The following is a 24,634-nucleotide window of genomic DNA, read 5'->3' as shown; positions in this document are numbered from 1 at the left end:
CTGTACTGCAAACTACTTGGTCCGCCCGACAGGAATCGAACCTGTAACCTACGGCTTAGAAGGCCGTTGCTCTATCCAGTTGAGCTACGGGCGGTTCGCCCATCGGTTCCTCGGAGCGGGTGCTTTGGTCGGGGTGGAGGGATTCGAACCCCCGACATCTTGCTCCCAAAGCAAGCGCGCTACCGGACTGCGCTACACCCCGAGAGCAAGCAATAGTATAGAGAAATTGATCCCGCGTCAATCCCGTATCGCGCGGGAATCCGAACTTTCCGTCTTGAAAGGCAAAGGGCGCCCAGAAGGCGCCCCTCGCCGACCCGTTCCTGCCGCTCAGAAGGAGTGGAAGAAGCCGATGTTCGCGCCGCGGCGATAGCCGAAGGCGTCGTTGGTCGCGTCATAGACCTGATAGGCCTTGCCCGCGTTCGCGCCATCGGTCGTGTCGATCGTCGCGAACGCGGCGTACAGCGTCGTGCGTTTCGACAGATCGTAGGTCGCACCGATGCCCAGCTGGGAAGCCTTGTCGTTCAGGCCATTCTTGTCCTTCGAGTAGTTCCACGAAGCGAGCAGGCTCAGATTGCCAAAGGGCACGGTGGTGCCGATATGGAAGCGGTCGTACTTCTTCTTGTCGCCATTGGCGAGCACTTCGCTCGCGCCGTTCTCGACCCGGGCGTAGGCCAGAGTCAGCTTGGCGGGCTGCAGATCGATGATCGCGCCGAGGTCGATCGCGGAATCGGTTCCGGAAGCCCCCTTGGTCGTCTGCTTCGTGTAGCCGGCTTCGAGCAAGGCATTGCCCAGCTTGAGCTTGGGGAAGACCGACGCGTAGCGGACATCCTTGGAATTGCCCTGGGCTTCGTCACCGCTGAGCTGGGTCGAGTACATCGCTTCGACCGCGAACTTGTCACCGTAGAAAGGCGTCGCGATGTAGGCCGCGTTGTTCGCCCGCGCCGCGACGTGGGTGAAGATGTTGTTCAGCTCGGCGACCGAGCCCAGACCGAAGGGGTCGAGGTTCGCATAGAGATTGAAGGCCGGCGTGTATTGGCGACCGAAAGAAGCCTTGATCGAATTCGTTTCGAGGCCGATCCAGGATTGCCTGCCCCAGGTCGCTCCGCCCTGGTTGCTCCGGCCGGTATCCGCCGCGATGCCGGCTTCGAGCTGGAAGAGCGCCTTGACGCCGGGGGCGAGATCTTCCTGGCCTTTGACCCCCAGGCGCGATCCATTGAACTGGCCGCTGTCGACGCTCTTGCGCGAGCCGACCGAGCTGTCGTAGTTGTCGCCGCGCCAGGCGAAGCCGGCATCGAGCAAGCCATAGAGGGTTACGGAGGTATCGGCGGCGAGGACCGGCCCGGCGGCAAGACTGGCCAGCGCCAGCGCGATCAGTTTCTTCTGCATTCTTGTTTCTCCTTGAGTTTGAGCTGCCACTCCCGGTGGCCTCGCATCCAGGCAGGCGTTAATTCCGGAATATCGGGGGAAATGCTGCAGTCCCACGCCCGGCCTTACAAGCAAAACACATGCTCAAACTCACCGAAACACCGATTTCATTGCCAAAAAAGCGACTTTCTCCGCCCTTGACGCAACGAATGACCTTTAAGGCTCAGCAAATCCGCAAGAATCCACCCGCTTTCGCCCCAAAAGGAACATCAATCCCCTCGTGCCGCACCATCGCGGCGCGGGTCGGCGGCACCGAACCAGCCGCCGCCCGGTTTGCGCACGACGAGGTGAAGGCCGCTGGGGTCCGGCCCCACCCTCACCTCGTGCCCGAGCGCGCGCAACGCATCGGCCAGCGCCTCGGCGCGCGTTCCCGCCTCCAGCTCGGTCGGGCCGTTGCGGCTGCCAAAGCGGGGCAAGGCCAGCGCTTCGGCCGGCGAGAGCTTCCAGTCGATCAGCGCGACCAGGGTTTCGGCGACATGGTTGATGATCGCTCCTCCGCCCGCCGAACCGAGCACCGCGAAGAGCTTTCCCTCGGCATCGAAGACCAGGGTCGGCGACATCGAACTGCGCGGCCTCTTGCGCGGCCCCACCTCGTTCGCAACCACCCCTGGCTTAGGGCCGGGTGCGGAAAAATCGGTCAGCTGGTTGTTCAGAAAAAAGCCTTTGACCCAGATCCGGCTACCGAAAGCGTCTTCGACCGACGAGGTCAGCGAAACCGCGCGCCCCTCGCCATCGACGACACTCAAGTGGGTCGTCCCGGCCTCGGGATAAGCCTCGGCAGACGCCAACGCCTTCGCCCCACGCGGGCGCCCGGCTTCGGCCTTGACCATGCTGCGCGCGAGCGAGATATGACCCGCGCGCTCGGCCAGATAGTCGGGAGCGAGCAGGCCGGGCAGAGGCACAGGGACGAAGTCCGGATCGCCGAGATAGCGGTCGCGATCGGCGTAAGCAAGGCGCCCCGCTTCGGCGAACAGGTGGATAGACCCGGCAGACACCGGCCTCAGCGCCGCGAGATCGAAGCGGGACAATATGCCCAGCATCGCCAACACCGTGCTGCCGCCGGAAGACGATGGCGGCATGCCGCAGACACGGTAGGCGCGATAGTTCGCGCAGAGCGCTTCGCGCTCGACGGCCCGGTAGTCCGCGAGATCGGCGAGCGAGAGGGTCGGCCGCCCCGCCGCTTCACGCGTCCGGGCGACGATCGCCGCGGCGACTTCGCCGGTCTGCATCGCCGCCGGCCCGCGCGCGGCGATCAGCTCCAGCGTGTCCGCGTAGCGCGGATTGCGCAGCGTGTGGCCGACCGGATAAGGCCGGCCTTCGGCGTCGAAATAGAGCGCACGCGCCTCGGGGTCCGTGATTCCGGGCGGCAGAGCCAACAGAGCGGCGAGCCGGGGCGAGACCGGGAAGCCTTCGCGGGCAAGCCTTTGCGCCGGCAGCACCAAACGCGCCCAGGGCAGCCGCCCTTCGCGTTCGTGCAGCCGGGCGAGCACCGCGACGAGGCCGGGCGCGCCGACCGCGCGTCCCGACGCGATCGCTTCGCGCAGCCCCATCGTCGCACCGTCTGACCGCTCGAACCAGGTGGGCCCGGCGATGGCCGGCGCGGTCTCCCGTCCGTCGAAAGCGCGGACTTTCCGGTTTCCCGGGTTCCAGCTCAGTGCATAAGCGCCTCCGCCCAAGCCCGAGGACTGGGGCTCGACCAGACCCAGCACGAACGCAGCCGCGATCGCCGCATCGGCGGCCGAGCCGCCCTGCCTGAGGATCTCCCGTCCGGCCTCGGCGGCCAGCGGATGGGCGGCCACGACCAGCGTGCGGCGCACGGCCAACGCGGGTTTGGCTTCGACTGCGACCGCTGCCTCCGGGCGCAGCAGCAGCGCTTCGCCCCGGGCCTGAGCCGTCAGCGCCAACAGGCAGAGGCCTGATACGGAGAACATCTCGCAGAGCAGTCTTTTCATCGTTTTCGAATCCGGGAGGAATGCGGGCAGGCTCGCGATTCTGCCCCGCATGCGGCGCACGATCCACAGGCCAGAGGAGCCAAGCCGCAGCGCAGGGATTTTCAGCGAAAAAAAGAGCGCCCAGCAGGGCGCCCTCTTCGACGACCAGGTCACCCGCGCTCAGGCGAGCGCGGCGAAAGCCTGGGTCGTGATCTGCTCGACGCTACCGGCGCCCGAGATCTTGCGGCACTTCGGCGCGGCGGCCTCTCCGGTCGCGGACCAGTCGCCGTAGTACTTGACCAGCGGCGCGGTCTGGGCGTGATAGACGTCCAAGCGCTTCTTGACCGTCTCGGCCCGGTCGTCGTCGCGCTGGATCAGCGCTTCGCCGGTCTCGTCATCGAGGCCTTCGACCTTGGGCGGATTGAACACGACGTGATAGGTGCGGCCGGAGGCGAGGTGCACGCGGCGACCGGACATCCGGGCCACGATTTCCTCGTCGGGCACATCGATCTGCAGCACGAAGTCGATCGCAACGCCGGAAGTCTTCATCGCTTCGGCCTGCGGGATCGTGCGCGGGAAGCCGTCGAACAGATAGCCCTTCGCGCAGTCCGGCTGGGTCAGGCGTTCCTTGACCAGGCCGATGATGATGTCGTCGGACACCAGCTGACCGGCGTCCATGACTTTCTTCGCAGCCAGGCCCAGCGGCGTGCCGGCCTTGATCGCGGCGCGCAGCATGTCGCCGGTCGAGATCTGGGGGATACCGAACTTCTCGCAGATGAATTTGGCCTGGGTTCCTTTACCAGCTCCAGGCGGTCCGAGAAGGATCAGTCGCATCGTGTTCTCCTTTTGATTCAGTGCAGTGAAGCCCGCGAAAGCGCGAGCTTCCGGTCTCACCGCGGGGGATTCGCGGCATCGAAAAAAGCCCTCACCCGCGCCAGGTCTTCCGGAGTGTCGACTCCGGCGGGCGGCGCGGAAGCGAGCCTGATCAGTTTGATCCGGTAGCCATGCCACAGCGCGCGCAGCTGTTCGAGCATCTCGACGCTCTCGAGCGGAGACGGCGCGAGTCCGGCGTAGCGGCGCAGAAACCCGGCCCGGTACGCGTAGAGGCCGACGTGACGCAAGGCGGGCAGAGCCGCGGGCAGCACGCTTTTGTCGCGAGCGAACGCATCGCGCGCCCAGGGCATCGGCGCGCGCGAAAAATACAGCGCGTTGTCGTTCTGGTCGGCAACGACCTTGACGACGGCCGGGTTGAAGAAGTCCTCCGCCGAGTGGATCGCATGGACCGCGGTCGCAATCGCCGCCTCCGGATCGTCGGCCAGAGCCCGGGCCACGGCCGAGATCACAGCCGGGTCGATCAGCGGCTCGTCGCCCTGGACATTGACGACGATCGCATCGTCCGGCCAGCCCAGGCGGTCGACGACTTCGGCGAGCCGGTCGGTTCCACTCGGATGGTCCGCACGGGTCAACAGAGCCTGACCACCGCAGGCCCTGACCGCCGCCTCGACGTCCGCGTGATCGGTCGCAACCCAGACCGAACGCGCCCCCGAGGCTTGGGCCCGCTCCAGCGTGCGCACGACCATCGGCTTGCCGCCGATATCGGCGAGCGGCTTGCCCGGCAGACGCGTCGACGCGTAGCGGGCCGGTACAACGACTTCAAAAGGGATCATTCTTCGTCGTTCCCGAGAATCCGGGCTTCGTCCTGAAGCATCACCGGAATGCCGTCCCGGACCGGATAGGCGAGCCGGCAGGGCTTGCAAACGAGCTCCTGGCCGCGCTCTTCGAGCGGACCTTTGCAGATCGGGCAAACCAGAATTTCAAGCAGTTTGGCATCCATCGAGGCGCTCCAGAATCGTATCGAAAGCTCCCTGGCCGATGCAGGCGTCCACGGGGAGGACCCAGCATTGCTCAGGGGCGAAAGACTGCAATTTTACTGCATCCTTCTCGGTGACCACGAGCGCATCGGCATCTTCGAGCGCGACATCCGCCGGGCCGAAGGCGTGGTGATCGGGAAAAGCCTTGCAGCTCGCGGGCGCGAGGCCTAACGCGCGCAGCGTTGCGAAGAAGCGTTCGGGCCGGCCAATGCCGGCGATCGCGCGCAGGCGAAGGGCCGCGAGCTCACCGGCCGGGCGGCGGCAGAGCGGCTCGCTGAGCCGATAGAGCGCGCCGGGAGCAAGACTCATCGAATGGACGGGCGCGGCCCCGCAGCGCGCGCGCAACCCGGCGGGCAGCTCACCGTGGGCCAGCACCAGAGCGCAGCGCGCGAGCCGCGACAGCGGTTCACGCAGCGGACCGGAGGGCAGAAGCAGACGATTGCCGAGCACCTCGGGATCGACGACCGCGATCTCGATATCGCGGCAGAGGCGGTAGTGCTGGAGGCCGTCATCGGTGACGATCACATCGCATTCAGGGTGCGCAGTGAGCGCGGCGCGCGCCACCGCGACGCGATCCCGCCCTATCCAGACCGGACAGCCAGCGCGGCGGGCGAGCAGCACCGGCTCGTCGCCGGACTCGGCCGGATCGGTGTCGGGCGCCACCGCAAAAGGCCCGGCCTGGCGTCCGCCATAGCCGCGGCTGATGATCAGCGGATGGCGCCCCGCCCCGATGAGTCGCTCGACGAGCCACAGCACGACCGGTGTCTTGCCGCTGCCGCCGACCGCGATATTGCCGACGACAATGACCGGAACAGGCAGCCGATGGGCGCGCAGCATCCCGACCCGGTAGGCAAGGCGGCGCAGCGCGGCAAGGACCGCGAAGATCAGCGAGAGCGGAAACAGAAACGCCGCGGTCGTCCCGCGGCGTTTCCAGAATCGAGGAGAAGCGGGCACCTCAGTCGCTGCTCGCCTGGGTCGCGAAAGTGATCTGCGGCATGCCTGCCTGCTGGGCCGCCTGCATCACGTCGATGACGGACTGGTGTGTCGTCTTCGCATCGGCGCTGATGATCACGACCGGTTCCTTGTCGGTCTTGGGCCTCGCCTGTTTCAGCGCTTCAGCGAGCGCCGCGATGTCGTGACCGGGAACCGGAACGTGGTTGATCTGCACCTCGCCTCCCGCCGTCACCGCGACATCGATCTCGTTGGAGACCTGGGCCGTGGCCGGCGCCTCGGAAGTCGGCAGATTGATCTCCAGGCCCGAGTACTTCGAATAAGTCGTGGTCAGCATCAGGAAGATGATGATCACGAGCATCACGTCGATCAGCGGGATCAGGTTGATCTCGACTTCCTCGATCCGGTGTCCGCGACGAAAATTCATCTCTCGCTCCGGCTCAGTGGCGTTCGCCGTGCACGACTTCGACGAGCTTGACCGCCTGCTGCTCCATCGCGACAACGAAACCGTCGACGAGCGCGCGGAAGTGGCGGTAGGCGATCAGCGACGGGATCGCGATGATCAGACCGAAACCGGTGTTGTAGAGCGCGACCGAGATCCCGTGCGCGAGCTGCTGCGGGTTCGTGCCGCCCGGAGACTGGGATCCGAAGATTTCGATCATGCCGATCACGGTGCCGAACAGGCCCATCAGCGGCGTGACCGTCGAGATCGTGCCCAGAGTCGTCAGGAAGCGGCCCAGTTCATAGGCAACCGCACCGCCCGCCTCTTCGACCGATTCGCGCATCACTTCGCGCGAAGCGCGCATGTTCTTCAGGCCCGCGGCGAGCACCCGGCCCAGCGGCGAGTGGTTCGCCGTGCGCACGATCAGCTCATCGGACACCCCGCCCTGGCGAAGTTCGGTGATGATGCGGTCGAGCAGACCGTCGGGGACGATGCGCGAGCGCCTCAACGCGATTGAACGCTCGATGATCAAGGCCAGAGCAATGATCGAGGCTACAAGCAGGAAATAGATCGGCCAACCTGCGGCCTGGATGATCGCCAGCACGGACACACTCCTGATTTATACGAATTGCCAAGCTGCGAACTTTATCGCGTCGGGATACTGCGGGGCAAGCCAGCGGACGACGAACGGAATCCACAAAATCTGTGGACAAGTCTGTGGACTACTCGCATCGACACGCGCTAAGTGCGCGCAAAGAAAGAGCTTTTCTTACCCCGATCAAAAATGCAGCGCGGACCAAAGATCATATTTTTCAGCAACTTACAAGTCCACCACGATGTTTCAGCGCATTTGACCCTCGGCGCATGACCGAAAGGTTTCCGGTGTGGATTTCGCTAGAATCAAGGCTATGCAAAGCCCGATCAATCGCGATTTTCCCTTGGAAAACAGTGCTGTGCCGGTGTCGGAATTGGTCCGACGGGCGCGCTCTGCGCTCGAGTCCCGCTTCCCTCTGCAGTGGATCTGCGGCGAAGTCACGAACCTGAGCCGCGCCGCATCCGGCCACCTCTACTTCGCGCTGCGCGACGAGGAGGCCCAGGTGCGCTGCGTAATGTACCGCTCGCGCGCCCAGCTCCTGCCCTTCCGGCTCGACGAGGGGCAGAGCATCGAAGTGCGCGCCCGGGTCACGCTGTACGAAGCGCGCGGCGAGTTTCAGCTCCAGGTCGAGGCGATCCGCGAGGCCGGGCGGGGCCGTCTGTTCGAAGCCTTCCTGCGCCTGAAGGAGAAGCTCGCTGGCGAAGGGCTCTTCGACGCCGAGCGCAAAAAAACCCTGCCCGTGCTGCCGCGCGGCATCGGCATCATCACTTCGCGCCAGGCGGCCGCGCTGCACGACATCCTGATCGCGTTCGCGCGCCGCGCGCCCCATCTGCCCCTCGTGCTCTACCCCTGCCCGGTCCAGGGCGCAGAGGCCGGCGCTCAGCTCGCCGCCCAGGTGCGCACGGCGGGCCGGCGCGCGGCCTCCGACGGCGTGGACGTGCTGCTTCTGTGCCGGGGCGGCGGCAGCATCGAAGACCTGTGGGCCTTCAACGATGAAGCGCTGGTCCGCGCGATCGCGGCTTGCCCAATCCCGGTCGTCAGCGGCGTCGGCCATGAGACCGACTTCACGCTCAGCGATTTCGCGGCCGACCTGCGCGCCGCAACGCCGACCGCTGCCGCCGAGATCGTCAGCACCGGCCATGTCGACGCGATCGCCCGCCTCGGCAGCCTGGCCAGAGAATTGGCGAAGGCGATCCGCCAGAGAACAGACTCGGCCTGGGAGCGGGTCGACAAGGCCCGCTCCCGGCTGATCCACCCCCGTCAGAATCTGGCACGGCAGAGCGAGAAGCTCGCTGCGCTCGAGAAAAGGCTGTCCTTGGCCGTGAGGCGACAACAGGAAAGACGCGAGGCCAGCCTCGCGCTGCTCGCGAACCGCCTCGCCGCACGGCGCCCCGCCCCGGCCCGGGAGAACGAACGGCTCAAGGCGCTGGCAGCCAGGCTTCATCTTCAAGGCGGGCAGATCCTGACGACAAGGCGCGAGAGGATCGCGAACCTCGCCTCCCATCTCGATCACCTGAATCCGCAGGCCGTGCTCGATCGCGGTTACAGCATCGTCCGCCGCGCCGACGGTGGCCTGCTGCGCTCAGCCCGCGACACGAATCAGGGTGAAATGCTGACGATTCATCCAGCGCGCGGCCAAATAGAGGCCAGAATAGAGAGAATCGGCCAGGAACCAGAGAAGCAGTCCACGGTCGAACCGGGCGGCCACAAAGCCTGAAACCACCAATTCATGGAGAACTGACAATGGCTCACACTCTGCCTCCCCTGCCCTTTGCGAAGGACGCTCTGGCGCCGCACATCTCGGCGGAGACCTTCGATTACCACCACGGCAAGCACCATCAGGCCTATGTCGACAATCTGAACAAGCTGATCGCCGGCACCGAATACGAAGCTCTTCCGCTCGAAGAGATCATCAGGAAAGCCCCGGCCGGCGGCCTGTTCAACAACGCGGCCCAGGTCTGGAACCACACTTTCTTCTGGTCCTCGCTCAAACCCCAGGGCGGCGGAGAGCCCTCTGGCGCGCTGGCCGCCGCGATCGCGACGGCTTTCGGCAGCTTTGAAGCCTTCAAGCAGGCTTTCACGCAGAGCGCGGTCGGCAACTTCGGTTCGGGCTGGACCTGGCTGGTCAAGAAAGCGGACGGTTCACTCGCGATCGTCAACACGACCGCGGCCGGCAACCCGCTGACCGCTGGCGACAAGCCGCTGCTGACGCTGGACGTGTGGGAACACGCCTACTACATCGACTACCGCAATGCCCGCCCCAAGTTTGTCGCCGCCTTCCTCGATTCGCTGGCGAACTGGGATTTCGCCGCGGCGAACTATGCCGCCTAAGTGGCTCTGAGCGTGGAAACAGGGCGTGCTTGGGCACGCCCTTTCCATACCGTCGGCACAAGTTCAAAATCACTACTAATAAAGGGAAAAGCACACTCACGTTTTGCGGCGCGATGCCGTTACGATGAAGATGTTTACGGGCAGCTACGGACAGGGGATTCGAAGTGACTGAGCACAAGCAGCCAGACGATGAACTGACCTTCATCGACGATGATTCCGGGACCCTCGCCTCCCCCGCATCCCAGGGACCCGCCTGGCGGATCCTGATCGTCGATGACGACCCGGATGTGCACACGACGACACTGCTCGCGCTGCGCAAGACCCAGATCCTCAACCGGCCGCTCACCTTCCTGCATACCTACTCGGGAAGTCAGACCCGCGAGCTGCTGCAACACGAAAAGAACATCGCAGTAATCCTGCTCGACGTCGTGATGGAGACCGAGGATTCCGGCCTTCGCCTCGTCAAGACGATCCGCGACGATTTCGGCATGGAGGACACGCGGATCATCCTGCGCACCGGTCAGCCCGGCTATGCCCCCGAAATCGACGCGATCCGCGACTACGACATCAACGACTACAAGACCAAGTCCGAGCTCACGCGCAACAAACTGTTCACGACGCTGACTTCGGCGATCCGCTCCTATGAGCAGATCCGGACGATCAATGCGAGCCGGCGCGGCCTGGACATCATCGTCCATGCGAGTGCCGAGCTGATGGCGCTGCACGGCATCCGCAATTTCGCGGCCGGAGTGATCACCCAGATCGCCGCGCTGCTGGGCCTGCCCCCCGAAGGCCTGATCTGCGCCCAGGAGGGCGGCCGGGATGAGAACCCGGAAGATTCGCTGCAGGTCATCGCCGCGGCGGGGCGCTACGCGGATCTGATCAACCAACCGCTGGCCTCGATCGACAACCCGGCCATCGCCTCGTCGATCAAGCGCTGTCTCGCCAAGCGTCATAGTCTGTTCGACGGCACGGGAACGACGCTGTTCTTCCAGGGTTCGGCCCACCACGATGTCGCGGCCTACGTCGAATCGACGGTCGCGCTGAGCGACATCGACCGCCGCCTGCTCGAAGTGTTCTGCAGCAACATCGCGGTCGGTTTCGACAACGCGGCGCTTTTCTCGAAGCTGCACTCCTTCGCCTACTACGACCAGCTCTCGCGTCTGCCCAACCGCAACCATTTCATCGCCCACATCGATCACAGCCTCGCTTCACCCCGACGCGCCGACAAAGTGCTGGCGCTGCTCGATATCGACCACTTCGCCGAGACCAATGACGCACTGGGTCACCAGTTCGGCGACCGCATGCTCCAGGCGGTCGCCAGCCGGCTCAAGAGCGGGCTGGGCGCCCATGTGGTCGTGGCCAGGGTTGCGGGCGACACTTTCGGCCTGCTCGGCCCCAGCGTCGAGCTGACTCCGTCAAACCTGCTCGGGCTCTTCCAGGAGCCCTTCGTGATCGACGGGCAGGAGTTGATGACCTCGGTGACCTGCGGCCTGCTCAGACTGTCGGAGGCCGAAGGCGACGGCGGCGAAGCACTCAAGGACGTCAATATCGCTTTGAAGCGCGCGAAGCAGCGCAGCCGGGGCGAGGTCAACTATTTCAACCACGAGATGAGCGTCGAGATCCAGGAGCGCGTCAAGCTGCTCCAGGCTCTGCGCCAGGCCTTCGACAACGAGAGGCTTTTCCTCGTCTATCAGCCCCAGGTCGATCTCGTGACCGGCAAGGCGATCGGTGTCGAAGCGCTGATCCGCTGGCGGGGTGAGGACGGCAAGTTCATCGCGCCGGACCGCTTCATTCCGCTGGCCGAGCACTCGGGCCTGATCGTCAGCATCGGCGAATGGGTGCTCAGAGTCGCCTGCCACTACCAGGCCAAGCTCACGCAACAGGGTTTCGGTCACATCCGGATGGCCGTCAACGTCGCGGTACCGCAGTTCCGCCACCCCCGCTTCCCCTTCGTGCTGAGGCGGGCCATCCAGGACAGCGGAGTCGATCCATCGAAGATCGAGCTGGAGATCACCGAGTCGATGGCGATGGAGGAAGCGGACTTCCTGCTCCAGACCCTGGACAAGCTCAAGGAGACCGGGATCTCGGTCGCCGTCGACGACTTCGGAACCGGTTTTTCGTCGCTGTCCTATCTGCAGAAACTGTCGGTGGACCGGCTCAAGATCGACCGCGCTTTCGTCAACGAGATCACCGACTCGCGGCGTGGAGCGCAGATCCCGGAGATGGTGATCCAGCTGGGTCGCCGTCTGGGCCTGCAGATCATCGCCGAAGGCGTCGAGGACAAGGCTCAGGCCGATACCCTGATCGGCCTGGGCTGCCAGGAAGCACAAGGTTTTTACTATGCCCGGCCGATGGAGCCGGACCCCCTGCTCGACTGGCTCAAAGCCAACCGCTGAAAAGGGAAGGTGCGCAATGAAGCACCGCTTGACTGTCAGGCGCGCGATTCTGGTCGCCGTGATGCTGGGCTTGTTGCTGCCCGCTCTGCTCGTCGGAGCGATCGGCGGGCGGATCTTCTTTGCCGAATCGCTGCGCGAGCGCTCTGACGAAGCGCTGAACCAGTACGGCGAAGTGCTTGCGCTGGGGCTGCAGGAACCGCTGTGGTCCTTCAACCCGGTCGCCGCGAACAAGCTGATCGAAGCGGTGATGCGCAGCCCCGACGTCTACAAGATCGAGGTTCGCGATGCGACGCTGGGAACCTTCGTCGCCAGCGAAAAGGCCGAGCGCCGCACCGACCGCAGCTATCACACCGAGCGCACCATCGTTCAGGATGGCCGCCGCCTGGGCACGGTCAGGATAGAGATCTCGGACGCGCTGGTCGTCCAGTCGGTCCGCTCCCGGCTGCTGACGCTTGCGATCACCCTTGCCGCGCAGATCCTGATCGGCTTCGTGCTGATCACGCTGGTTCTGGAACGCCGCCTCGTGCGCCCGCTGCAGAGGGTCGGGGAGGAATCGATGCGGCTCGCCGAAGGCATGCTCGACAAACCGATCCAGGCTCTGTCCGACGACGAAATCGGCGTGCTCGAACAGCGGCTCGAAGAGACCCGCTGCTCGCTGCGCAAGCTGATCGCAGCCGTCGAGGAAAAGAACCGGCAGCTCGAAGTCGACCTCGTCGAACGGCTTCGCGCCGAACAAGCCGCGCATCTGAGCGAAGCCAGACTCCGGGATCTGGTCGAGCAAAGCCCGATCGCGATCATCGAGATCGGCGCCGACCATCAGATCCACGAATGGAATGCCGCCGCCGAGCGCATCTTCGGCTGGCGCCGCGAAGAGGCTCTGGCTCAATCGATCAGCTTCATTCTCCCCGACGACAGCACGGCGGCCGAGGATCTGTTCGCGCCCGAGGACGAAGAGACAACGAGCCGCAGCAAGGTGCTGACGAACAAGACCCGCAAGGGCAGCGAAATCACCTGTCAGTGGTACAACAACCTGGTTCGCGGCGCCCAGGGCCAGCCCGAGCGCATCGTCGCGATGGCCGAGGACATCACCGAACAGCGACGGGCCGAACAGGAAATCGCGCTGCTCGCGCGGGTCGTCAGCCATACGACGAACATCGTCATCATCACCGATGCCGAGGGGCGGATCAGCTGGACCAATATGGCCTTCTGCCGGATCAGCGGCTGGACGACCGACGAAGTGCGCGGTCGCCGCCAGGACGAATTCCTGATCGGCCCGGCCACCCAGACTGAAGCCAGAAACAGACTGAACGCGGCGATCGCGCGCGGCGAAGGCATCGACGAAGTCGAAATCCTCTACTACGCGCGCAACGGCTCGAGCTATTGGGTGCAGAAGGAAATTCAGCCCATCCACGACGAGAGCGGGCAGATCCTGCAGTTCATGACCGTCGAGACCGACATCACCGAGCGCAAACAGGCCGAACTCAGAACGCTGGAATCGCGCCGGATGCTGCAGACCGTGCTCGACACGATCCCGGTCCGCGTCTACTGGAAGGACAGGGAATCGCGCTATCTGGGCTGCAATGCGCAGTTCGCCGCGGACACGCTGCGCACGCCCGAAGAGCTGCGCGGCCAGCTCGATTCCTCGCAGATCTGGAGCCACAATGCGAGCGCCATCGTCAGGGACGACCTGCAGATCCTGCAGAGCGGGCAAGCCCGGCTGAACTTCGAGGAAGAGCGGCGCAGCGATGGAGGCTCCTACTGGCTCAGGCACAGCAAGGTGCCGCTGCGCGATGCCGAGGAGCACATAATCGGCGTACTCGGCGTCTATGACGACGTGACCGACCGCAAGACCGCCGAGCTCGCGCTGGCCCGTTCCGAACAGCGGCTCAGGGCCTTGATCGACAACGCGCCGCTGGGCGTATTCGAGTTCGAACTCGGCGCGGACGGCGAACTCTCGCTCGTGACCAGCAACCCGCAGGCCGACCGCATCCTCGGACTGGACTGCGGGTTGTTGCGCGGCATGACGACCCAAAGCGCCTTCCCGCAGTTCGAGGAGACCGGGCTCAAGCGCGCGCTCGTCGAAGCGATCAACACCGGAAGGCGCTACAGCCATGGCGAGCTTCCCTACTCGCTACCCCACGGCCCGGCCCTGCTCGAAGTTTTCGCTTTCCAGACCGGACCTCAGCGCGTCGCGATGCTGTTCCGCGACGTTTCCGACCTGAGGCGGGCCGCCGAGGGCATGCGCAGGCTCGCCGAAGCGAGCGATTCCGAGCGCGACCCGGACTTCTTCGCCCACCTGCTCGAACACCTGTGCGAGGCGACCGGCGCGACAGCGGCCTTGCTGATCCAGGCGAGCGGGGACGGCCCGCACCGGCTCGCCCACCATCCCGCAGCGCTCGATGCGGACCTGCACAGTCCCATCCTCAGGCGCGTACTCGGCGGAGTCAATCTGGTCATCCCCGCCGACGCCCGGGGTGCCTTCCCCGATGAGAAGACGCTGATCGACACTTCGGCCGAAGCGCTGATCGCGATCACGGTTCCCGGTGAAGACGGGAATCAGGCCGGAGCGCTGGTCGCGCTGTTCGCGTCGCCGCTCAGAAACGCCGAGCTGCCCCGCTCGCTCGCCGAGATCTTCGCCCAGCGCGCCGGAGCCGAGATGCTCAGACAGCACACGCTCGCGGCGCTGCGCGAATCCGAAGCCCGTTTCTCGCTGACCTTCCAGCTCGCCCCGATTCCGATGTCGATCTCGCGGCTGACCGACGGCATGATGTTCGATGCGAACAAGACTTTCTGCGACCTCTTTGCGCTGAACCCGGACGAGATCGCCGGGCGCACCTCGTCCGAGCTGGGCCTGTTCTTCAGCGACGCGGACAGGGCCGGCTGGGTGAGCCGGGTTGCCAGCGAGGACGTCGTTTCGGGCCATGCCGTGCCGATGCGCACCCGCGATGGCCGCACGATCGAAGCGAGGATCTGGGCGAGGAAGCTGACCAACGAGGACCCGCCCAAGATCCTCGTCAACATCGTCGATCTGACCCGGCAGGAGAGCATCCGGCGGGAACTTGAGAATCTGACCCGGACCCTGGAGACCCGGGTCACCGAGCGCACCCACGACCTGGAGGAAACGCTGGACCGCTTGCGCCTGACCCAGAATGAGCTGGTCCGCTCCGAAAAACTCGCAGCCCTGGGCGGCCTCGTCGCCGGCGTCGCACACGAGCTGAACACGCCGATCGGCAACAGCATGATGGTCGCCAGCACGCTGCGCGATGCGACCTCGGGAATCCACTCGGGCTTCAAGCTCGGACTCAAGCGCTCGGAGCTGGAGGCTTATCTCGATGAAGCCAATTCGGCTACCGAGATCCTGCTGCGCAATCTGGAGCGCGCTGGCGAGCTGATCTCCAGCTTCAAGCAGGTCGCCGTCGACCAGACCAGCTCGCAGCGACGCAAATTCACGCTCGACGAGCTGATCACCGAGATCGTGCTGACCCTGAGGCCGATGCTCAAGAAGACGCCCTACACGGTCGAGCTCGACGTCCCCAAGGGAATCTCGCTGGACAGCTATCCGGGGCCTCTGGGACAGGTCGCCACGAACCTGATCTCGAACTCGGTGATCCACGGCTTCGAGAACCGCGACCACGGCGAGATCCGGATAGCGGCGAAGAGCGAAGCCGATAGCGTGATCCTGACCGTATCCGACAATGGTCTGGGCATCCCGGCCGAGCACATGAAGAAGATCTTCGACCCCTTCTTCACGACCAAGCGCGGCCGTCAGGGCAGCGGCCTGGGCCTGCACATCGCGCACAACATCGTGACCGGCGTGCTGGGCGGGCAGATCCGGGTCGACAGCGAGCCGGGCCAGGGCACCCGTTTCACGATACATATCCCCTGCACGGCGCCCCACAGCCCCGAAACGCCCCGGGAGTAGGACGACCGCTCAGGCCGGCCGCGAAATCGCCGGCCAGCGGGCAAGCATCCGCGCCTTGCTGTGCGGGCGTCCTGCCCCAGCCCTTCAACAGCAAGCGCAGCAGCTCGCCCGCGACCTCGACAAGCGCCCTCTGCGCACCGTGCACAACGACACGCGCCCCCCAGACCGACAAGCGAATTGAACGCCAGATTGGCGCAATCGTCACCTACACTTGGCAAGGACGTCGAATCAGCGAAACCCTGCCCTATGTGCCGCCCTACCGGACGGGCAATGAAGTACAGCTGGAGGTACATACCGTGCAGGGAGACCGGATCACTCACCGCTGAACCTTGCCAAGAGGTATCGGAACATGCCGAATCTGCATCCCGGAATCTTCGCACCCTACGGCTTCAGCCTGCTGTTCGGCGCCTGGGCAGGCGCCTGTCTGGCCCAGACCGCCGCGGATCTGACGGTCGCCGGCGACGATGCTCACCCGCCCCGCCTGAGCCATTACGAGTGCGCGATCATCGATCCGGTCACGCTGTCGACGCCGGACGAGGAACACTGGAAGGGCGTCAGCGAGGCTTTGCGCGTGGAAGCGGCAAAACAGACCCTGGCCGAGTTCACCCGCGTCGTCGAGGCGAAACTCCCGCTCGCCGACAAGCCCTGCGCGAACGCACTGCGCCTGCGGCTGCGCGTCGAGGACGTCAGGCTCTCCAGCCCGGTCGCGGCCTCAATCGGCCACCTGCTGCCGATAGGCCTGGTCCTCAATGCCGGTCGCAGCGCCTCCGGCGGAACGGCACCGAAAAATATGGGCCAAGTCACGATCTCCGGCGAACTGCGCGACGCGAACCTTGACATGCTGCTCGCGAGCTTCGAGACCCGCCAGGGCCCAGACGCCTTCGACGTCGCTTCGGTCGTCAGCCAGCAGACCGCGATGAACGCCGCGATCTCCCGCGCCGCCGGAAAGTTCGCCGAAGCGCTGAAGAAGGCCCGCAAGCTCGAACCCGGCTGCGCAGCGGAGAACGCCGCCCAGGGGACCGTGGAACTGAAAGCTCCGGACTGCTCCGCATCCGCCCGGGGCAGCAGTGAAGCGCCGCAGCAGAACAGCGACGCCTCGGCCCCCCGCTGACCGCCCCGCGGGGCTTCCCTGACGCAGCGCGGGAGGCCCGCCCGCCGCTCCGACGGCTTCGCCATACATTTACCGAGGACCATGATGAGAGCCAGCCCAACCCTCCTGTCCGGACTCCTGTTGCTTCCCGCCACCCTTCTTGGCCTGTCCGCCTGCAAGGCACCCGACGCACCCAAGCTCGGCACACCCGAGGTGGCGATACAGACCGTCATGGCCCGCGACGTGCCCGTCGAAGCCACCTATACCGGGCAGACCGCCGGCTCGCGCGAGATCGAGGTCAGGCCACGCTTGACAGGCATCCTGCTCAAGCGCAATTACAGGGAGGGCCACGCGGTCGAGCCCGGACAACTGATGTACCTGATCGATCCGGCTGAATTCGTGGCTGCGCTCAAACAGGCCGAGGCCCAGTACGCTCAGCAGGCCGCCGTGCTGGACAAGGCCAGGCGCGATTTCACCCGCCTGGAGCCGCTGCTCAAGGAACAGGCCGTCAGCCGCAAGGACGTCGACGACGCCCGCTCGGCGCAGGAACAGGCCCTGGCTGCGCTGCAGGCCTGCGCCGCCAACGTGACCAAAGCCCGGCTGAACGTCGACTACACCCGCGTCACCGCCCCGCTGGGCGGCATCGCGAGCCTGTCGCTGATGTCCGAAGGTTCGCTGGTCAATGGTCCGCAGACTCTGCTGACCCGGGTGGTCCAGATCGACCCCCTCTATGTGATGTTCAGTCTGCCCGAACGCGACAAGCTGAACATCGAGCGCCTACGCGCCTCGGGCAGCCTCAAGCTGCCGGCCCACAGCAGCGTGGACGTGAAGCTCACGCTCGCCGACGGTTCGGAATTTCCGGGCAAGGGCCGGATCAACTTCGCCGACACGCTGATCTCGCAGACCACCGGATCCCAACAGCTGCGCGCCGAGCTGCCGAATCCCGGCAAAAAGCTCTTGCCCGGACAGTTCGTCAAAGTCTCGCTACAGGGCTTTGAACTCAAGCACGCGATCCTGATCCCGCAGAAGGCGGTCGCCACATCGGCCCAGGGCCAGTTTGTCTATCTGGTCACACCTGACGGCATCGCCCACGCCCGTCCGATCGAGACCGCCGGCACGCACGGAGAAGACTTCGTGATCGCCAAGGGACTCAAGGGCGGCGAACACCTGATCGTCGAGGGCCTGACGCGGGTACGCGCCGACCAGCCGGTCAGGGTCGTCACGGCAGCGCCGACGCAAAAGCGAGGATGAGGCCATGATTTCACGCGTCTTCATCGAAAGACCGATTCTCGCCTCAGTCCTCTCCATCCTGATCATGCTCGCCGGCGCAGCGGCAATCTTCACGCTGCCGATCGCGCAGTTCCCGGACATCACGCCGCCGGTGGTCTCGGTGAGTGCCCAGTACAGCGGAGCGAATGCGGAAACGCTGCAGAAGACCGTGGCCGCGCCGATCGAGGACAAGGTCAACGGCGTGGAGAACATGATCTACATGGAATCCACGAGTGCCGCCAACGGCACGATGAGCCTGAACGTCTACTTCAACATCGGCACCGACCCTGACCAGGCCACGACCAACGTGAACAACCGCGTCCAGACCGCACTGCCGGTGCTGCCCGATACGGTCAAGCAGAACGGCGTCACCGTGCAGAAGAAGTCGACGAGCATGCTGCAGATCGTCACGCTGTCCTCGCCGTCGAACAAGTACGACACCGTCTACCTGTCCAACTACGCGTATCTGAACGTCGTCAATGCCCTCAAGCGCCTGCCTGGCGTCGGCGATGCGGCCATCCTCGGCGCCCAGGACTACGCGATGCGCGTCTGGCTCAAGCCGGGTCGCCTGGCCGAGCTGAAGATGACCACTTCCGACGTGGTGCAGGCGATCCGCGAGCAGAACGCCCAGTTCGCGGTCGGCAAGATCGGCGACACGCCTAACGACGGCAGCCCGCAGTTCACCTACACCATGAGCACCCAGGGCCGGATGGCCGACCCGGACGAGTTCGAGAACATCATCCTGCGCGCCAACCCAGACGGTTCCACGGTTCGCGTCAGCGCCGTCGCCAAAGTCGAACTGGGCGCCCGCGACTATTCCTTCTCCGGCACGCTCAACGGCAAACCCGGCCTGATGATCGCGATCTACCTGCAGCCCGGCGCCAACGCGCTCGACGTTGCAACCGAAGTCAAGAACGCGATGAAGGAGCTCGGGAAGACCTTCCCGGAAGGGATCAGCTACAGCGTGCCCTATGACACGACGCCCTTCATCAAGGTTTCCATCCACGAAGTCGTGAAGACGCTGTGCGAAGCGATCGCGCTGGTCTTCCTGGTCGTCTTCCTGTTCCTGCAGAAGCTGCGCGCGACGCTGATTCCCTGCCTCGCGGTGCCGGTCTCGCTGGTCGGCACGTTCGCCGGCATGTATCTGCTCGGTTTCTCGATCAACACGTTGACCCTGTTCGGCCTCGTCCTGGCGATCGGCATCGTCGTCGACGATGCGATCGTCGTGCTTGAAAACGTCGAACGGATCATGCAGACGGAGAAACTCTCGCCACGCGAAGCGACACTGAAGGCGATGCAGGAAGTCACCGGCCCGGTTGTCGCGATCGTGCTGGTGTTGTGCGCGGTCTTCGTACCGGTCGGCTTCCTCGGTGGTCTGACCGGACAACTCTACAAGCAGTTCGCGATCACGATCGCGGTCTCGGTCACGATCTCCGGCTGCGTCGCACTGACGCTGACTCCGGCACTGTGCGCGCTGCTGCTCAAGCCCGGCCACGCGGAAAAGGCGGCCTTCTTCGTCGGGTTCGACCGCGTCTTCGAAAAGGCCACGTCCCGCTTCAGCTCCGCCGTCGCGCTTCTGATCCGCCGCCGCATCCCGGCTCTGCTCTGCGCGCTGGGCATGCTTGGCCTGCTCGGCCTGCTCGTGCACACCGTGCCCTCTGCGCTGATCCCGCCGGAAGACCAGGGCTATTTCATCGGCAGCGTGCAACTACCCGACGCCTCCTCGCTGGCGCGTACCCGCAAGGCTGCCGCCCAGGCCAGCGCAGCTGCAGCGCAGTTTTCCGGCAGCCAGGACGTCGTAACCCTCTCCGGCTACGACGTCCTCACCAGCAACCTGAAGACCTCGTCGGCCACCGTGTTCTCGGTCATGAAACCCTGGGAGGAGCGGAGCCTCCGCGAGAACATCCGCGCCGCGATCATCGACTTCACGATGCGCAGCACGCACAACCGCGAAGGCATGGTCTTCGCGTTCAACCCCCCGCCGATCCCCGGCCTGGGCACGACCGGCGGCGCCGAGTTCTACATCCAGAGCAAGGGAGAAGGCGACATTCAGCAGCTCGCCAGAGTGACCCAGGACTTCATCACGAAGGCCAACAGCCAGCCCGAGCTGAGCGGCGTCCAGACGCTGATGCGAAGCAACGTGCCGCAGATCTACGTCGACGTCGATCGCGACCGGGCCAAGGCCCTGGGCATCCCGATCAACAATATCTTCGAAGCGCTGCAGGCCACTTTCGGCAGCCTCTACGTCAACGACTTCAACAAGTTCGGCCAGACCTACCGCGTGCTGCTTCAGTCCGACGCTTCGGCACGGATGCGCCCCGAGGACGTCGGCAAGATCTTCCTGCGCAGCGCCAGCGGCGTCATGGTTCAGCTCGCGACAGTCGCCGAAGTGCGCCGCGTCAGCGGCCCCGAAATCATCAACCGCTTCAATGGCTTCACCGGCGCCAAGGTGATGGCCAACCCGGCCACCGGCTACAGCTCGGGCCAGGCGATCACCGCGATCGAACGCGTCGCCCGAGAAGCGCTGCCATCCGGCTACGCGCTCGCCTGGACCGGTACGGCCTTCCAGGAAAAACGGGCCGGCAACGCTTCGACGATGGCTTTTGCCTTCGGCCTGATCATGGTCTTCCTGATCCTCGCCGCCCAGTACGAGAGCTGGAAGCTGCCTCTGGTGGTCGTGAGCGCCGTTCCTTTCGCGATCTTCGGCGCCTTTGCCGCGATCTGGCTGCGCGGGCTCAACTGCGACATCTACTTCCAGATCGGTCTCGTGACGCTGATCGGCCTCGCGGCGAAGAACGCGATCCTGATCGTCGAGTTCGCCCAACAGCTGCACCACCAGGGCATGGGCGTGCTCGAAGCGGCGCAGGAAGCGGCCCGCCTTCGCTTCCGGCCCATCGTGATGACCTCGCTGGCCTTCATCCTCGGCGTCGTCCCGCTGGCCGTGAGCTTGGGCGCAGGCGCCAACAGCCAACACTCGATCGGCACCGGCGTGATCGGCGGCATGCTCGCCGCGACCTTCATCGCCGTGCTGTTCGTCCCCCTCTTCTTCACCTGGCTGAGCGACAAGGACGCAGCCGCCAGGACTGAAGAGGCTAGCCCCGAGGAGCACTGAGATGCGCAAACCGATGCTGATCCTGCCGCTGTCCCTGGTGCTGGGCGCCTGCAGCCTGACCCCGGAATACGTGCGCCCCGACGTGAACGCCCCCGGAGTCTGGTCTCAGGCGAACCACGATACAACGCAAGCCGAGACAGCACAGTGGTGGAAGCAGTTCGGCGACCCGGTGCTCGACCAGTTGATCACGACAGCCCTTGCCGAAAACAAGGACATGAAGATCGCGGTCAGCCGGATCGAGGAGGCCCGCGCCCAACTGGGCATCACCGAGGCCCAGAACCTGCCCCAGGTGAGCGCTCAGCTGGGCAGCCAGAAGAGCATGAGCAGCGACCAGATCTACGGCAAGCTGCCGATCCCGCGCAAGAGCGAAACCGACCAACTGGTGCTGGGCGCCTCCTACGAAGTGGACCTGTGGGGGAAACTGCGCAACGCCAGCGCAGCGGCCCGCGAGAAACTGTTCGCCAGCGCCTACAACCGGGAAGCGCTGCGCATCTCGCTCGTATCCCAGGTCGCCACCGGCTATTTCCATCTGCGCACACTCGATCGCCAGCTCGAGATCTCCCGGATCAACCTCGCCACCCAGAAGGAGACCGAAAAGCTGACCCTGAAGCGTTTCGAAGGCGGCATCGCCTCCGCCTACGACTACTCGCAGGCCAAGGCACAGACCGCGCTGACTGAAACCTCGCTGCCCGAACTGGAACGCCAGATCATCCTGCAGCAGAACGCGCTGAGCATTCTGCTGGGCCGCAGCCCCGGGCCGATTCCGCGCGGGCGCAAAATCACCGAACTGACTCAGGACATCACGGTACCGGCGGGTCTGCCTTCGCAGCTGCTGGAGAGGCGCCCCGACGTGCTCGCCGCCGAAGCCCAGCTGCGCGCCGCGAATGCCAACATCGGCTCCGCCCGCGCGGCCTTCCTGCCCAGGATCTCGCTGACCGCTTCGGGCGGCTACGAGAGCCACGACCTGCACGCGCTGAGCGATCCGGGCGCAGCGATGTGGAACCTGGCGGCGGGCCTGACCCAGCCCATCTTCGCGGGCGGAGCGCTGAAGAACCAGCTGCGCCAGGCCGAGGCCAGCCAGCGCGAGATGGTGGCCACCTACCAGAAGACCGCGCAGACAGCCTTCCGCGAAGCCGAGGACGGCTTCGCAAACCTTCGCCTGACCCGCGCCCAGACCGACGGCAAGCAGGCGCGCGCGGCCTCGCTCGCGGCCGCACTGCGGATCGCGAAGCTGCGCTACAACGAAGGCCTGAACAGCTTCATGGATCTGCTCGATGCCGAGCGCACCCAGCTGCAGGCCGAGCTGGACGTGGCCACTCAGCTGAACCAGCAGTTGAGCGCCACGGTAAACCTGTTCGCCGCGCTGGGCGGAGGCTGGGACGCCGAGCCGGCCAGGAAGGAAATCGACGCTGCACGCTGAGCGCGAGCCCCAAAAGGCAAGGCCGACTGAGCCGCGAAGATGCGGACCAGCCGGCCTTGCCTGGCTGTGGCGAAGCTACCGCCCGCTCAGAACCCGTACCAGGCGTCGATCCGGCCGTCGGTCTCCGCGGAAGCGACTTCAGCCTTCGCCTTGAGCCAGTCGAGCAGCACCGCGACATCTTCTTCGCTGACGCTACCGCGCCCGTCGCGGGTGACAAAAATCTCGGTCTCCACGAGCGGGGTAGCGCCGCCAAAACCGGAGAGCACCAGCTTGCGCGACTCGACGAGATCGATGAAGGCATCGGCGAAAGCCCAGAGCGCTTCATCCTGCTGCGGCTGAGCAAACTTCAGGCGGATCTCCAGCCCCAGCTCCTGGAATTCCCCAAGCCTCAGCTTCTTGCGCTGACGCAGGTTCAGGCGGCGGATCTGGGTCTTGGTCGGATTGATGCGGGTGCTCATCGGATACTTCCTCGTTGTTGGGACAGCGAGTCTAGCGCCAAGGACGGACTCCGGGAAAGCAATCCTCGAGGCCCGGAGCGCTCGCCCCTCTTGCCGCGAGGCAGGGGGGCGGATAGTCTGTCGGGACTCCCCAGGCCGCCGGGAATCCTCACCCCGGACCGGGGAAAGTCTTCGGATTCCCGCCGAACAGGCGAATCCGCTCAAATCAGTTCGATGGGCTATGCGCGGGCAGCCTGAGCTTGCCGTCGCGCGGCACCGGGAGTCGGTTCCGTGGAATTCACCGAGTTTGCGATCAACTTGTCCGGGACGCATTTCGTCGTCGCGGTGGCCCTGCTCTCGATCGCGCTGCTGCTGCTCGGCGCGCGGCAAAAAGCGTTTTCACCGCAGCTGGATCGGGGCACCGGCGACGTCCTGAGGGGATTCTTCATCCTGACGGTGGTGCTGCACCACATATCCCAGAGGCTCCCCGGTCTGGGCGTGCTGAGTCCCTATGCAGGCCGGGCTGGCTACCTCTCCGTCGCGATGTTCTTCCTGATGTCCGGCTATGGCTTGAGCGCAAGCGCCCGCCCCGATTCGGGCTTCGCAGCCTATGCGTTGAAGCGCCTCTCCAGGGTGTACATCCCGTGCGTGCTGGTCAACACGGTGCTGTGGTTCGCGCTGGGCCATGCCGGTTCTTTCCTCGGAGTGCTGAACCCGCTCTGCTATGACAACACGCAGTGGTTCGTCGTGACCATCCTGATCTTTTACGTCGCGCACTTCGCCTCGACCAAGCTCTCCTCACACCCGTCGCTGCCGCTGCTCGCATTCACGGCCGCCTACATCGCCGGCTGTTTCTATCTGCGCCTCGGCTTCTGGTGGTGCGTGTCCTCGCTCTGCTTCCCGCTGGGCTGCTTCTGGCGCGAGAACGAAGGGGCGATCGGTAAAATGCTCGCGAAGATTTCCGCGATCCACGCCGCACTCGCGCTGACCATCGTCTTTGTTGCCCTGACGGCCGTCAAGCAGCCGACTGTCCTGCCCTTTGTGCTGTCGCCGCTGTTCTGTCTGATCGTGGCGCTGCTGACTTCGCGGTTCAGCCTGCAATCGAAGCCCCTCGCGCTGGCCGGCGCGTGCTCTTTCGAGATCTACATCCTGCACATGAAATTGCTGGTGATCCTGCTCCACCTGATGAGCCGGTTCGGACTGACGGGCAGCATCTGGATCGTTCCCTACTTTGTCGTGCTGATCGCGTCCGGATATCTGTTTCACCGCTTCAACACGCTGCTCGCCAAAACCCTGATCCCCGGCCCCCGCAAGCTCGCGCAGCAGGCCTAGGGCAGGAGCCGATTCCGCCGCGGATTGCGCGGATAGACGCGGATCTGAGCGTCCCCTCGCCGGAGCGGCAGAACACCGCCCGCAGTGGATCTGTCCAGGGAATCCGG

18 protein-coding genes and 2 tRNA genes are annotated in these 24,634 nt (G+C 65.1%); 9 read left to right on the top strand and 11 right to left on the bottom strand.

The window, feature by feature from the left end; genetic code table 11:
* Nucleotides 1-17: 17 nt before the first annotated feature.
* From ACHFB9_RS05125 to ACHFB9_RS05080, 10 genes are all read right to left on the bottom strand, one after another.
* A tRNA-Arg gene (locus tag ACHFB9_RS05125) sits at nt 18-94 on the bottom strand.
* A gap of 31 nt (nt 95-125) precedes the next feature.
* Nucleotides 126-202 (bottom strand) — tRNA-Pro (locus ACHFB9_RS05120).
* Nucleotides 203-327: 125 nt separating this feature from the next.
* Entirely contained in the window at nt 328-1,386 is a 1,059-nt protein-coding gene (locus ACHFB9_RS05115; RefSeq protein WP_417069906.1) for a porin, read from the bottom strand.
* Nucleotides 1,387-1,634: 248 nt separating this feature from the next.
* Nucleotides 1,635-3,377, bottom strand: a complete 1,743-nt coding sequence (ggt, locus tag ACHFB9_RS05110; RefSeq protein ID WP_417069905.1) for a gamma-glutamyltransferase — start codon at nt 3,375-3,377, stop codon at nt 1,635-1,637.
* Between the two features lie 159 nt (nt 3,378-3,536).
* Nucleotides 3,537-4,190, bottom strand: a complete 654-nt coding sequence (gene adk, locus ACHFB9_RS05105; protein WP_417069903.1) for an adenylate kinase — start codon at nt 4,188-4,190, stop codon at nt 3,537-3,539.
* Nucleotides 4,191-4,246: 56 nt separating this feature from the next.
* Nucleotides 4,247-5,023, bottom strand: a complete 777-nt coding sequence (gene kdsB, locus ACHFB9_RS05100) for a 3-deoxy-manno-octulosonate cytidylyltransferase (RefSeq protein ID WP_417069901.1) — start codon at nt 5,021-5,023, stop codon at nt 4,247-4,249.
* A complete protein-coding gene (locus ACHFB9_RS05095; protein WP_417069900.1) occupies nt 5,020-5,190 on the bottom strand; it encodes a Trm112 family protein in 171 nt (56 codons plus the stop codon). The genes kdsB and ACHFB9_RS05095 overlap by 4 nt, the downstream gene beginning before the upstream one ends.
* A complete protein-coding gene (lpxK, locus tag ACHFB9_RS05090; RefSeq protein ID WP_417069899.1) occupies nt 5,171-6,181 on the bottom strand; it encodes a tetraacyldisaccharide 4'-kinase in 1,011 nt (336 codons plus the stop codon). Before lpxK ends, ACHFB9_RS05095 begins: the two co-directional genes overlap by 20 nt.
* A 1-nt stretch (nt 6,182) precedes the next feature.
* Nucleotides 6,183-6,605, bottom strand: coding sequence for an ExbD/TolR family protein (locus ACHFB9_RS05085; protein ID WP_417069898.1), 423 nt, complete (start codon nt 6,603-6,605; stop codon nt 6,183-6,185).
* 13 nt (nt 6,606-6,618) lie between these two features.
* Nucleotides 6,619-7,224, bottom strand: coding sequence for a MotA/TolQ/ExbB proton channel family protein (locus ACHFB9_RS05080; RefSeq protein ID WP_417069897.1), 606 nt, complete (start codon nt 7,222-7,224; stop codon nt 6,619-6,621).
* A gap of 304 nt (nt 7,225-7,528) precedes the next feature.
* On the opposite strand from ACHFB9_RS05080, the gene xseA reads away from it, so the two are divergent.
* The 8 genes from xseA (at nt 7,529) to ACHFB9_RS05040 (ending at nt 22,758) form a co-directional block, all read left to right on the top strand.
* Nucleotides 7,529-8,932: an exodeoxyribonuclease VII large subunit gene (xseA, locus tag ACHFB9_RS05075; protein ID WP_417069896.1), complete on the top strand. Its 1,404-nt coding sequence runs from the start codon at nt 7,529-7,531 to the stop codon at nt 8,930-8,932.
* A gap of 26 nt (nt 8,933-8,958) precedes the next feature.
* Nucleotides 8,959-9,546, top strand: coding sequence for a superoxide dismutase (locus tag ACHFB9_RS05070; RefSeq protein WP_417069895.1), 588 nt, complete (start codon nt 8,959-8,961; stop codon nt 9,544-9,546).
* A gap of 164 nt (nt 9,547-9,710) precedes the next feature.
* Entirely contained in the window at nt 9,711-11,945 is a 2,235-nt protein-coding gene (locus tag ACHFB9_RS05065) for an EAL domain-containing protein (protein WP_417069894.1), read from the top strand.
* 16 nt (nt 11,946-11,961) lie between these two features.
* Nucleotides 11,962-15,867, top strand: coding sequence for a PAS domain S-box protein (locus ACHFB9_RS05060; protein WP_417069893.1), 3,906 nt, complete (start codon nt 11,962-11,964; stop codon nt 15,865-15,867).
* A 349-nt stretch (nt 15,868-16,216) separates the two neighbouring features.
* Nucleotides 16,217-16,978 carry a DUF3313 family protein gene (locus tag ACHFB9_RS05055; RefSeq protein WP_417069892.1) on the top strand — a complete coding sequence of 254 codons (762 nt, stop codon included), beginning with the start codon at nt 16,217-16,219 and terminating at the stop codon, nt 16,976-16,978.
* Between the two features lie 120 nt (nt 16,979-17,098).
* A complete protein-coding gene (locus ACHFB9_RS05050) occupies nt 17,099-18,208 on the top strand; it encodes an efflux RND transporter periplasmic adaptor subunit (RefSeq protein WP_417069891.1) in 1,110 nt (369 codons plus the stop codon).
* A gap of 4 nt (nt 18,209-18,212) precedes the next feature.
* The gene (locus ACHFB9_RS05045) at nt 18,213-21,338 is read left to right on the top strand and encodes an efflux RND transporter permease subunit (RefSeq protein WP_417069890.1); all 3,126 of its coding nucleotides are present in this window, start codon (nt 18,213-18,215) and stop codon (nt 21,336-21,338) included.
* 1 nt (nt 21,339) lies between these two features.
* Complete coding sequence (locus ACHFB9_RS05040) at nt 21,340-22,758, top strand: efflux transporter outer membrane subunit (RefSeq protein ID WP_417069889.1); 1,419 nt, start codon at nt 21,340-21,342, stop codon at nt 22,756-22,758.
* A gap of 86 nt (nt 22,759-22,844) precedes the next feature.
* Here ACHFB9_RS05040 and ACHFB9_RS05035 read toward each other — a convergent pair whose 3' ends face one another.
* On the bottom strand, nt 22,845-23,216 hold the full coding sequence (locus ACHFB9_RS05035; RefSeq protein ID WP_417069888.1) for a 50S ribosome-binding protein YggL: 372 nt from the start codon (nt 23,214-23,216) through the stop codon (nt 22,845-22,847).
* 270 nt (nt 23,217-23,486) lie between these two features.
* Between ACHFB9_RS05035 and ACHFB9_RS05030 the strand changes: the two genes are divergently transcribed.
* Nucleotides 23,487-24,527 carry an acyltransferase family protein gene (locus tag ACHFB9_RS05030; protein ID WP_417069887.1) on the top strand — a complete coding sequence of 347 codons (1,041 nt, stop codon included), beginning with the start codon at nt 23,487-23,489 and terminating at the stop codon, nt 24,525-24,527.
* The last annotated feature ends 107 nt before the right edge of the window (nt 24,528-24,634 follow it).

Source organism: Niveibacterium terrae (assembly GCF_048213115.1).
Classification (GTDB): Bacteria; Pseudomonadota; Gammaproteobacteria; order Burkholderiales; family Rhodocyclaceae; genus Niveibacterium; species Niveibacterium terrae.
This window is presented reverse-complemented; position numbering and strand designations above follow the sequence as displayed.